Source organism: Type-D symbiont of Plautia stali (assembly GCF_001485335.1).
In the GTDB taxonomy this organism is placed as follows: Bacteria; Pseudomonadota; Gammaproteobacteria; order Enterobacterales; family Enterobacteriaceae; genus Pantoea; species Pantoea vagans_C.
Map to the genome: position 1 here is coordinate 1 of NZ_BBOC01000116.1, position 12,689 is coordinate 12,689.

Genomic DNA, 12,689 nt, shown 5'->3' on the forward strand with positions numbered 1-12,689 from the left:
CAGCATCAAAAACCCGTTCTGTTCTTACAGTGACAGCTTCTGTACCCGCACCGGCGGAGGCACGGCGGGGGCAATCAATGGCTCTCAAATGTTCCACGGCCCGGCAGCGTTGTTCGGCGGCGTCGAGTATCAAACCCCATGGCAGCCGCTACGCCTGAAGCTGGAATATGAAGGCAACGATTATCAGGATGACTTTGCCGGACGGCTTGAACAGCGCAGCAAGGTCAACGTCGGCGCGATTTATCGCCTGACTGACTGGGCAGATATCAACGCCAGCTATGAGCGTGGCAACACCTTTATGTTCGGGGTGACGGTACGCACCAACTTCAACGATCTGCATCAGTCGCACATTGATAGCGCCAAGCCTGAGTATCACCCACAACCTCAGGGTGACCTGCTGCAGCCCACGGTGGTGGCCAACCAGCTGACCGATCTGAAGTACAACGCTGGGCTGAACGGCCCACGCATTCAGACCAAAGGCAGCACGCTGTACGTCTCCGGTGAGCAGACGAAATATCGTGATACGCGTGAAGGCGTCGATCGCGCGAACCGTATCATCATGAACAATCTGCCTGCCGGTATTGATACCATTGATGTCACCGAGTCGCGCTTCAATATGCCGCAGGTCACCACCCGGACGGATGTGGCCAGCTTGCACAATGAGTTGAGCGGTTACCCATTGGGCCATGAACAACCCTTGCAGCAAACGCGTGAAAATCCCGTCGATCCCGGCGCAACCGAACAGGGCTTCTTCATTCGCAAAGATCGCCTCAATTACAATCTTGCTCCAGTGCTCAATCAATCCGTTGGCGGGCCAGAAAGCTTCTACATGTACCAATTGGGTGTGATGGGGAGCGTCGATTACGCGCTGACCGACCACCTGCTGGTGAGCGGCAGCGTGTTTGGCAACCTCGCCAACAACTATGACAAATTTAACTACAACGGCGCACCCGCAGATTCCACCCTGCCGCGCGTGCGTACCCATATTCGTGACTACGTCGAAAACAACGTTTACGTTAACGACCTGCAAGCGAACTACATGGGCTACCTCGGCAACGGTTTCTACGGCCAGGTGTATGGCGGTTATCTGGAGACCATGTACGGTGGCGTAGGCGGAGAAGTGCTTTACCGCCCGGTGGACAGCAACTGGGCATTCGGTGTTGATGCCAACTACGTGAAGCAGCGTGACTGGGACAACATGATGCAGTTCACGGACTACAAAGCCCCAACCGGGAATCTGACCGCATACTGGCGTCCATGGTTTATGCAGGATGTGTTGGTGAAAGCCAGCGTAGGGCAATATCTGGCGAAGGACAAAGGCGTCACGGTTGATGTGTCAAAACGCTTCGACAGCGGTGTGATGGTCGGCTTCTATGCCACCAAAACCAACGTCTCCGCAGCGGACTACGGTGAAGGCGACTTCACCAAAGGCTTCTATATCTCGATTCCTATGGATCTGTTTACCGTGACACCAACCCGTGGACGTGCGCAGGTAAATTGGGTACCGCTGACGCGTGATGGCGGCCAGATGCTGGGTCGTAAATATCAGCTGTATGACATGACATCAGATCGGGATGCGCGGTTTAATTAAGGGTTAACTGGCGCTTATTTCCAGGTGCGCATCAATGCGCACCCTACGAAATACGGTGCTGGGCATTGTAGGGTCGCCATTAATGGCGACCTGCCAATCGATAAAAGACAGATCAATCCGCGTCGTAACCCAGATTCGGTGCCAACCAACGCTCAACTTCACTCACGCCCATCCCTTTACGCACCGCGTAATCTTCCACCTGGTCACGCTGAATCTGCGCCACAGCGAAATATTTGCTGTCAGGATGGCTGAAGTACCATCCGGATACCGCTGCACCCGGCCACATGGCAAAGGATTCGGTTAACTTCATGCCGGTGTGCGTTTCCACATCCAGCAGCTGCCAAATCTGTGCTTTTTCCGTGTGTTCCGGGCACGCCGGATAACCCGGTGCCGGACGAATACCCTGATAGTTTTCGCGAATCAGCTCTTCGTTACTGAGATTTTCATTGGCGGCAAAGCCCCAAATCACCTTACGCACACGCTCATGCAGATACTCGGCAAAGGCTTCTGCCAGGCGGTCTGAAATCGCCTTCACCATGATTTTGTTGTAATCATCGTGCTGCTGCTCATAGGCTTCGGCCAGCGCATCCTCTTCCAGTCCGCCAGTGACCGCAAAGGCCCCGAGGTAGTCCGCTTTCCCGCTGGACTTCGGCGCCACAAAGTCCGCTAAGCAGTAATTAGCAAAGTCGGTTTTCTCGGTTTGTTGACGTAAATGATGGCTAACAATTTTCACCTTATCGCGGTTTTCATCGCTGTAGACTTCGATATCGTCGCCGACTCGGTTGGCCGGGAAGATCCCCACCACACCGCGTGGATGCAACGTGCCCGTTTCGCTCAACATATCCAGCATGGCATTGGCATCGGCAAACAAACGTTTGGCCTCTTCACCGACCACCTCATCCTCCAGGATGCGCGGATATTTACCCGCCAGCGACCAGGTCATAAAGAACGGCGTCCAGTCGATATAGTTACGCAGCGTGTCGATGCTGGCTTCCACCGCGCTGACACCCAAACGATGTGCCACCGGCGGCGTGTAGCTTTCCCAATCGATGGAGTAGTCGTTGTCCCGCGCGGTTTGCAGGCTGACCGGCGGCGTGCGCGGCTTTTTACGCGCGTGCTGAATACGCACCGTGTCGTACTCTTTGCGCGTGCGTGCCACAAACTCTTCTTTCAGGGTTTCGGAGAGTAGCGAGGAGACCACACCAACGGTGCGTGAGGCGTTCTGCACATACACCGTTGGGCCACTGTAGTTCTGCTCAATCTTCACCGCCGTGTGTGCTTTCGAGGTGGTGGCGCCGCCAATCAGCAGCGGGATGGTGAAGCCCTGACGCTCCATCTCTTTGGCCACGTTGACCATTTCATCCAGCGATGGCGTGATCAGCCCGGAAAGCCCGATGATATCGGCGTTCTCGGCAATCGCGGTTTTGAGGATTTTGTCACTGGGCACCATCACGCCAAGATCGATGATTTCGTAGTTATTACACTGCAGCACTACGCCAACGATGTTTTTGCCGATGTCATGCACATCGCCCTTCACCGTCGCCAGCACGATTTTGCCGTTACTGCGCCCGGCTTCTTTACTGGCCTCGATATAAGGTTCGAGATAGGCCACTGCTTGCTTCATTACGCGCGCCGATTTCACCACCTGCGGCAGGAACATTTTTCCCTCGCCGAACAGATCACCGACCACGTTCATGCCGGACATCAGCGGTCCTTCAATCACCTCGATAGGACGTGCTGCGGCCTGACGCGCCTCTTCCGTATCCAGTTCGATAAATTCGGTGATGCCCTTCACCAGCGAGTATTCCAGACGTTTTACCACGTCCCAGCTGCGCCATTCCGCCTGCTGCTTCTCCTGCTCACCATCGCCTTTGCTGCTGCGATACTTCTCGGCCAGCTCCAGCAGACGTTCGGTGCCATCGTCGCGACGATTGAGAATCACGTCTTCTACTGCATCACGCAACTCGGCGGGTAAATCGTCATAGATCGCCAGTTGGCCGGCGTTGACGATACCCATGTCCATGCCGTTGCGAATCGCGTAATAGAGGAACACCGCGTGGATCGCCTCACGCACCGGGTCGTTGCCGCGGAACGAGAAGGATACGTTCGACACGCCACCCGAGATCATCGCATGCGGCAGTTCGCGTTTAATGTCTTCACAGGCACCGATGAAGTCCATCGCATAGTTGTTATGCTCTTCAATGCCGGTGGCCACTGCGAAGATATTCGGGTCAAAAATGATGTCTTCTGGCGGGAAGCCCACCTCTTCAGTCAGAATTTGGTAGGCGCGACGACAGATTTCGATTTTGCGTGCGCGGGTGTCGGCCTGGCCGACCTCATCGAACGCCATCACCACCATCGCGGCACCGTAACGACGCACTTTGCGCGCGTGCTCGATAAACGGCTCAATGCCCTCTTTCATTGAAATCGAGTTAACAATGCCTTTGCCCTGAATGCATTGCAGGCCTTTCTCGATCACCTCCCACTTAGAGGAGTCGATCATAATCGGCACGCGGGCAATATCCGGTTCACCGGCAATCAGGTTGAGGAAGCGCACCATCGCGGCTTCCGCATCCAGCATGCCTTCATCCATGTTGATATCAATAATCTGTGCGCCACTTTCCACCTGTTGACGCGCGACATCCAACGCCTCGTTGTATTTCTCTTCTTTGATCAGACGCTTGAACTTGGCAGAACCGGTTACGTTGGTGCGTTCGCCCACGTTCACAAACAGGGAATCGGGGTAAATGTTCAGCGGCTCCAGGCCGGACAAACGGCAGGCCACGGGAATCTCTGGTAGTAAGCGTGGTGCCACCCCCTCCACCGCCGCTGCCATCGCTGCGATGTGTTCCGGCGTGGTGCCGCAGCAGCCACCGATAATATTCAGGAAGCCCGCGCGCGCCCATTCGCCAATCTGGTCAGCCATAGTAGCGGCATCGAGATCGTATTCCCCAAAGGCATTAGGCAAACCGGCGTTGGGATGTGCGGTGACATAGCCTTCCGCAATACGTGACAACTCCTGCACATACTGACGCAGTTCGTCTGGACCCAGCGCACAGTTGAGGCCGAAAGAGAGCGGCTCGGCGTGGCGCAGTGAGTTATAGAAACCTTCGGTGGTTTGGCCGGACAGCGTGCGACCAGACGCATCGGTGATGGTGCCGGAGATCATCAGCGGCAGGTTGACGCCCATCGCCTCCATCTCGACCTGCACGGCATAGATCGCCGCCTTGGCGTTCAGGGTATCGAACACTGTTTCAATCATGATGAGGTCGGAACCGCCCGCGATCAGCGCATGGGTAGATTCACGATAAGCCTCCACCAGCTGATTAAAGGTGACGTTACGGAAGGCGGGATCGTTCACATCCGGCGAAATAGAGCAGGTGCGGTTGGTCGGGCCTAACACCCCGGCGACGTAGCGCGGGCGGTCGGGGGTTTTCGCCGTCCATGCATCCGCGCTGGCACGGGCCAGTTTAGCAGCCTCGAAGTTGATCTCTGCCGACAAGGCTTCCATCTGGTAGTCGGCCATCGCGATGGTGGTGGAGTTAAAGGTGTTGGTTTCCAGAATGTCCGCGCCGGCGGCCAGGTAAGCATCATGGATTTCGCGGATCACCTCAGGTTTGGTTAACACCAACAGATCGTTGTTGCCTTTCAAATCGGAAGGCCAGTCGGCAAAGCGACTCCCACGGAAATCGGCTTCACTGAGCTTATAACTCTGGATCATGGTGCCCATGCCGCCATCCAGAATCATGATGCGCTGTGCCAACTGTTGATGCAGCCTTGCTATTTTCTCGCTCACTCTTGCCCCGTCCACGTCATTGCGTTGGCTAATATGTCCGCCAAACATACTGGCATATCTTTCTGATGAGCAAAAGTCAGTACAGGTGAGACATTTTCAGCGCGAAAGCATCACACATCCGACCAGTAAGCCAGCGTTTGCATTCACTCGTTTAAAAACGAAAATGGTTTCCAGCATTGATGCGACAGTGGAGACCTTATGGCTACCCCAGTACCAGCGAAGCGTGGCAAGAAACCGCGTGCCGCCACAACCACCAGCGCGCCAGCCGGTGGGCAAGTCCAGTCACTGACGCGTGGTTTGCGTTTACTTGAACTAATTGCCGAATCGCATGGCAGCGTGGCCCTGACCGAGCTGGCGCAGCAGGCGGGATTACCCAATTCAACCACTCATCGCCTGCTCTCAACCATGCAACAGCAAGGATTTGTGAATCAGGTGGGGGATCTGGGGTTCTGGACGATTGGCTCCCATGCCTTCGTGGTCGGCAGCAGTTTCCTGCAAAGCCGTAATCTGCTGGCGATTGTGCATCCGGTATTACGCAAGTTGATGGAAGATGCCGGAGAAACCGTCAATCTGGCGGTGCTGGATCTCAGCGATTATCAGGCAGTGATTGTCGATCAGGTGCAGTGTACGCAACTGATGCGCATGTCAGCGCCGATTGGCGGTAAGCTACCAATGCATGCGTCGGGCGCGGGCAAAGCCTTTTTGGCTCATCTCAGCGACGAGCAAGTCACCGCACTCTTGCATCAAAAAGGGCTGCATCACTACACGCCGAAAACATTGATGTCGCCGCACAGCCTGAAAGAGAACCTGGCGTTGATCCGCAAAATGGGCTTTTCCCATGATGATGAAGAGCACGCGTTGGGCCTGCGCTGCGTGGCCGCACCGATTTACGACGAACACGGTGAGCCGTTCGCCGCGATCTCTATTTCCGGCCCGATTGCGCGTATGACGGATGATCGCATCACCGAACTGGGTGCGTTGGTGATCCGTGCCGCCAAACAGGTTACGCAGACCTATTCTGGCCGTTAAGCGGCCACCGTGGCGAACCGCGTGCTGAAGCTTTGCGAGGCGCGCCACGCAATTACCTCTTCAATATGCCCTTCCCCGATGCGCGTTTGCAGCGCGCGCCACCAGCGGGGATCAAACAACTGTGGATGCAGTGCTTGCAGTAATTTTCCGGTGCTCGGCTCGCTACAGAGTGCATAGCGGAAGGTCTCTGGAAACACATCATCCGGCCCAACGCTGTACCAGGGTTCAGCCTGTAACTCATCCTCCTCGTAGCGCGCTGGCGGCACATCGCGGAACTGCAATTCTGTCATCGGCCGAATTTCGTCGTAGTCGTAGAACACCACCCGGCCATGACGCGTCATGCCGAAGTTTTTAAACAGCATGTCGCCAGGGAAAATATTGGCTGCCGCCAGTTGGCGTATCGCATCACCATACTCACCAATCGCATGCTGACGCTGCTCGGCTGTCGCCTGTGCCAGCCACAGATTGAGCGGCTCCATACGACGTTCCAGCCACAAATGGCGGATGATCAGCACATCACCCCGCCGCTCAATTTTCTCCGGGATATCGCGCTCAAATTCCACCATCAACGTGTGCGGAATGCGTGCCAGCGGTATGGCGAAGTGCTCGAACTCTTGCGTATCCGCCATGCGCCCGACACGGTCGTGCTCTTTGACCATGCGATAGCAGTCACGCACCTGCGCATCCGTGACCTCTTTTTGCGGCGCAAAGCGGTCTTTAATCACTTTGAAAACGCGGTCAAAACCTGGCAGCGTAAACACCAGCATCACCATGCCGCGAATGCCGGGTGCGATGGTGAAATCCTCGTGGCTGTGTGCCAGATAATTCAGGTACTCGCGGTAACACTCGGTTTTACCGTGCTTCTGGCAGCCAATCGCCATATATCGCTCAGCAATGGTTTTACTGGGCAGAATCGGTTGCAGCCAGGCCACCAGCGCCGCAGGCACCGGGGCGTACACCATGAAGTAAGCACGAGCAAAACCAAACACGATGCTGGCATCATCGCTGTCGGTTAAACAGGTGTCGATCCACAAGCGACCGGCCTCATCGCGTTGTATCGGCAGCAGGCAAGGCACCATGCCATCACTCAACTGCAAGCGGGCGACAATCCAAGCCGTTTTATTGCGATAAAACAGCTCACTGGCGACATCCAGCGTGGCGGTTGCCAACTGAGCTGGCGAGAACTGCTCGTGCAGATGACGGACAATCCAGCCGATATCACGGGTGAGATCCTGCCAGGGTAAGCGCAGGGGAATGTCATTCAGCACCTGACGCAGGAGTTCGTGCCAGCTGCCTTGTGGGCGATAAAGCCGTGACAGCGGACGCTGAGCCACCGTCGCTGACGCATAGGGTTGCGAGGGAAAGATAAACAACCGGTTAGGATCGAGATGGCTGTGGCCTTGCAGACGGCAGTAGACCGAATTAAAAAAGCTTTCGGCAATTTCGTGGCGCGGATAGCCAGGCAACAGCGTCTCATAGTGACTTTTCACCCGCAGCCAAAAAGCGTCATCCCAGTTCGACACATCATTGAGAATACGCAACTGGTTTGCAACCAATCCCACATGGTGATCATAAAGGTGGATACGCGCTTTCATCGCCTGCTGCACGGCGTGCCAGTCAGCCTGTTCAAAGCGCTGCTGAGCTCCCGCGGTAATGTCCAGAAAGCGGCCATACTGCGCATCAAAGCCTTGCAGGATGGTATGGGCGATCAGAGATTCTCTCGGTGTCATCGACGACGTTCCTGCAAAGTGAGCCCATCCATGGGCGGAGGTGAGGCGCTTAGAACTGCGCGGCTTCCGTGGAACCGGTCAATGCGGTGACGGATGACTGGCCGCCCTGAATGACGTTGGTGACGCTGTCAAAGTAACCCGTGCCGACTTCCTGTTGATGTGAGGAGAAGGTGTAACCTTTTTCACGTGCGGCGAACTCGGGTTGCTGCACTTTCTCAACGTAATGACGCATCCCTTCGCCCTGCGCATAAGCATGTGCCAGGTCGAACATGTTGAACCACATGCTGTGAATACCGGCCAGCGTAATGAACTGGAAGCGATAACCCATGTCGCTCAATGCCTGCTGGAAACGGGCGATGGTGCGGTCGTCGAGATTCTTCTTCCAGTTAAACGATGGCGAGCAGTTGTAAGCCAGTAATTTGCCTGGATACTGCGCGTGAATCGCATCGGCAAATCGCTGTGCCAGCTCCAGATCCGGCGTCGAGGTTTCACACCACAGCACGTCAGCATAAGGCGCATAAGATAAGCCGCGGCTGATCGCCTGTTCAATGCCGGCTCTCGTGCGGAAGAAGCCTTCAGAGGTACGTTGCCCGGTGATAAAGGGCGCATCACGCTCATCGCAATCGGAGGTGATGAGGTCAGCCGCATCTGCATCGGTGCGCGCCAGCAGTATGGTCGGCACCCCCATCACGTCGGCAGCCAAGCGCGCGGCCACCAGTTTCTGGATCGCCTCCTGCGTGGGTACCAATACCTTGCCGCCCATATGACCGCACTTCTTCACCGACGCCAGCTGATCTTCAAAGTGCACGGCGCCCGCACCGGCCTGAATCATCGACTTCATCAGCTCAAAGGCATTGAGCACGCCACCAAAGCCCGCTTCCGCATCGGCGACAATCGGCAGGAAATAATCGATAAATCCGTCATCTTCCGGTGAGATACCGTTAGCCCACTGAATCTGGTCGGCACGCTGGAAACTTTGGTTGATGCGCTCAACCACGTTCGGCACCGAGTTCGCTGGGTAAAGCGATTGATCGGGATACATCTGCCCGGCCATATTCGCATCCGCCGCCACTTGCCATCCGGAGAGATAGATCGCCTCAATGCCTGCTTTAGCTTGCTGTATCGCCTGCCCGCCGGTTAAAGCGCCCAGACTATTGATATAGCCTTTGGTGGATTCACCGTTAAGCAGTGACCACAGCTTCGTTGCACCGCGCTCTGCCAGCGTACATGCCGGACTCACCGAACCCCGTAAGTTGATAACATCTTCCGCGCTGTAGGGCCGCGTTATCCCCTCCCAGCGCGCGTCGTTCCAGCTCGATGCCAGTTGTTTAATCTGTTGGTTACGATTCATAGCGTTATCTCCAGGTTCAAGGCAGCAGGCGGTAGCCCGGCAGAGTAAGGAAAGAGACTAATTCGTCAGCGGTGGTGATTTGTGCCATCAACGCAGCGGCATCTGCAAAGCGACCCTGGCGGAAGCGCTCCTCACCGAGGGTGTGCTGCAATGCCTGCAACTCTTCGTCCAGCAGTTGCTCGAACAGTGCGGCAGTCACCAGTTGCCCATCACTGAGAATCTGTTTGTGGTGGATCCATTGCCAGATTGAGGTTCGGGCGATTTCCGCCGTGGCTGCATCCTCCATCAATCCGTCAATGGGTACGCAGCCATTGCCACCAATCCAGGCTTCGAGGTATTGCAGTGCCACACGAATGTTGGCGCGCATGCCAGCTTCAGTGCGCTGGCCACGGCAAGGGCGCAGCAGCCGTTCGGCGGTAATGGGGCCATCCTGATCGCGACTGACAGACAATTGGTTGGGTTGATCACCGAGCTGACGGTCAAATACCGCCATCGCGATATCCGCCAGGCCTGGATGCGCCACCCAGGTGCCATCGTGACCGTTACCCGCTTCGCGCGCTTTGTCTTCCTGCACCTTCTGCATCACCCACGCATTACGTTCCGCATCTTTGCTTGGGATCAGGGCTGACATCCCGCCCATCGCCAATGCACCTCGGCGGTGGCAGGTTTTGATCAGCAGGCGCGAGTACGCATCAAGGAAAGGCTGATCCATGCTGATTTGTTGGCGATCTGGCAGGATGCGATCGCCGTGCTGAGCCAGCGTTTTGATGTAGCTAAAGATGTAATCCCAGCGACCACAGTTCAGGCCGACGACGTGATCGCGCAGTTCCCACAGGATCTCATCCATCTGGAACACGGCTGGCAGCGTTTCGATTAATACCGTGGCTTTGATGGTGCCTCGTGGCAGATCGAAGCGATCTTCGCTGAAGCGGAAGATCTCACGCCACCATGCCACTTCTGCTGCATGCTCGGTTTTTGGCAGGTAGAACCAAGGGGCATGGCCTTTTTCCAGCAGCGCATCAACGTTGTGGAACAGATAGAGCGCAAAATCGAATAGCCCGCCTGGAATAGCACGATCGCGCCATTCAACATGCTTTTCACTTAAATGCAGACCGCGCACCCGGCACATCAACAGCGCGGGATCGGATTTCAGTTGATAGATCTTGCCGGCTTCACTGGTGAAACTCAGCGTGCCATTCACCGCATCACGCAGTGTCAGCTGACCTTCCATCAATTTCTGCCATGTCGGTGCCAGCGAATCTTCGAAGTCGGCCATGAAGACGTTGACGTTGGCATTCAGCGCATTGATCACCATCTTGCGATCCGGTGGCCCGGTGATCTCCACGCGGCGATCGCGTAGCAGTTGAGGGATAGGTCTGACCTGCCACTCACTTTCACGAATGGAAGTCGTTTCCGAATCGAAGTCTGGCAACACTCCTTGGTCATAACGTTGCTGACGCTGCAGGCGTGCTTTCAGCAGACGTTCACGTTCCGGTGCAAAACGCGCGACCAGCGTGTGCAGGAAATCGATGGCTTCCGGGGTAAGCAGCTGCTTTTCCGCGTGAGTAAAGGGCTGATTGAAAGTCAGCGTGTTGTGGATTACTGAGTCTGTCATGCGGGCTGCTCCTGTTTTGATCCGTCTCCGGGCGATCGGATCCGGGTGTAGGGTGTTTTATAACCGGCAAGATCAAAGCATAATGATTTTTATTTTGTTTTCAAAAACTATTTCCATTTTTAAATCAATATGAATTCATCATATTGATTAATATGTAATTTAATCTCTCAAATTAAAGGCAATAAATTCCAGTTTCTGAATGACAGGCAAAAAAAAGCCGCGCCAGCACCAGGCTGTCGCGGCAGGATCGTTTGAGAATGTGTTCGCAGGTTTATTCGAGCGTCGGGTTCATATGACGCAGATCGAAAGGTGTAATCTGGTATACGTAGTAGTTCAACCAGTTAGAGAACAGCAGATTGCCATGGCTGCGCCAGGTGGCACGTGGCGGCAATTCAGGGTTGTTTTGCGGGAAGTAATTAAAGGGCACTTCCGGGTGCAAGCCAGCATCGTAATCGCGATGGTATTCGCCAGAGAGCGTCAGGGCATCGTACTCCGGATGGCCAGTCACGAACGCCAGACGCTTGTCTTTGCTCGCCATCAGATAGGCGCCTGTGGTCTCTGATTCCGCGAACAACTCCAGATCGGTGTAATCACGAATTAACTGGCTGGGGAAATCGGCATAGCGTGAATGTGGCGCGAGGAAATTGTCGTCAAATCCACGGGTTAACAATGCGTGTGGGTGCAGAATCTGATGCTCGTAGACACCAGAAAGCTTGTTCTGACGCGTCTGTTTTGGAATGCCATACAGAATGTTCAGCGCCGCCTGTACAGCCCAGCAGACAAATAGCGTTGAGGTTACGTGTTCTTTTGCCCAATGCAGCACACGCTGAATCTGTGGCCAGTATGCCACATCATTGAAATCCACCAATCCCAGCGGTGCACCCGTCACAATCAATCCATCGAAGTTGTCGTGCTCGATGTCTTCAAAATTGCAGTAGAAGTTATTCAGATGCTCGCTCGGGGTATTGCGTGACTCTCGGCTATCGATGCGCAGCAGCTGCACATCAATTTGTAATGGCGAGTTGGAAAGCAGCCGTAAGAATTGATTTTCCGTTTCGATTTTCTTCGGCATCAGGTTAAGGATCAGCACTTTGAGCGGACGAATCTCCTGAACACTGGCACGCGATGAGGCCATGACAAAGACGTTCTCATTGCGTAAAAAATTCACTGCCGGCAATTCGTCGGGGATCCTGATTGGCATGATCTACTTACCTCTTACTTTTATAACCGTATAAACGTTTAGACATCCAGATGCCCAAGGTTAGCCTGGCATAAGGTGAATGTCGAGTCTTCATGCAGTTTATGAAAATGTTTCAGCTTAAAGCGAGATTTAAGAGGTGAATACGGCAGTTTGCCCCGCATTTTGACCAAGTGGGTGCTGATCTTTATGCTTATTTTGCATATGTAGGAGGAGTACTGGAGGAGATTTAGCCACTGGTATTGGGGCTTTTAGGCTGGTTTGATCTTTTTCGTATCGAATTTAGTCTGCTTTCAGCGATCTGCAGACGTAAAAAAGCCCTGAACTTTCGTTCAGGGCTTCTTCACTTGTTTGATGCCTGGCAGTTCCCTACTCTCGC

The 12,689-nt window shown here is 54.8% G+C and carries 7 protein-coding genes; 2 read left to right on the forward strand and 5 right to left on the reverse strand.

Translation table 11 applies throughout. The features are described from left to right. Positions 1–1,591: YjbH domain-containing protein (locus PSSD_RS23675; RefSeq protein ID WP_058973917.1), on the forward strand; the 1,591-nt coding region annotated here is incomplete at its 5' end. Positions 1,592–1,703: 112 nt separating this feature from the next. Here PSSD_RS23675 and metH read toward each other — a convergent pair. After that, positions 1,704–5,387, reverse strand: a complete 3,684-nt coding sequence (gene metH, locus PSSD_RS23680) for a methionine synthase (protein ID WP_058973918.1) — start codon at positions 5,385–5,387, stop codon at positions 1,704–1,706. Positions 5,388–5,585: 198 nt separating this feature from the next. Between metH and iclR the strand changes: the two genes are divergently transcribed. Continuing rightward, positions 5,586–6,416 carry a glyoxylate bypass operon transcriptional repressor IclR gene (iclR, locus tag PSSD_RS23685; RefSeq protein WP_058973919.1) on the forward strand — a complete coding sequence of 277 codons (831 nt, stop codon included), beginning with the start codon at positions 5,586–5,588 and terminating at the stop codon, positions 6,414–6,416. Here the strand turns inward: iclR and aceK are convergent. From aceK to metA, 4 genes are all read right to left on the reverse strand, one after another. Continuing rightward, positions 6,413–8,146, reverse strand: coding sequence for a bifunctional isocitrate dehydrogenase kinase/phosphatase (gene aceK, locus PSSD_RS23690; RefSeq protein WP_058973920.1), 1,734 nt, complete (start codon positions 8,144–8,146; stop codon positions 6,413–6,415). The genes iclR and aceK overlap by 4 nt on opposite strands. Before the next feature lie 49 nt (positions 8,147–8,195). Beyond that, positions 8,196–9,497, reverse strand: coding sequence for an isocitrate lyase (gene aceA, locus PSSD_RS23695; protein ID WP_058973921.1), 1,302 nt, complete (start codon positions 9,495–9,497; stop codon positions 8,196–8,198). A gap of 16 nt (positions 9,498–9,513) precedes the next feature. Then, positions 9,514–11,112: a malate synthase A gene (gene aceB / locus PSSD_RS23700; RefSeq protein WP_058973922.1), complete on the reverse strand. Its 1,599-nt coding sequence runs from the start codon at positions 11,110–11,112 to the stop codon at positions 9,514–9,516. A 271-nt stretch (positions 11,113–11,383) separates the two neighbouring features. Beyond that, entirely contained in the window at positions 11,384–12,313 is a 930-nt protein-coding gene (metA, locus tag PSSD_RS23705; protein ID WP_058973923.1) for a homoserine O-acetyltransferase MetA, read from the reverse strand. Between the last annotated feature and the right edge of the window lie 376 nt (positions 12,314–12,689).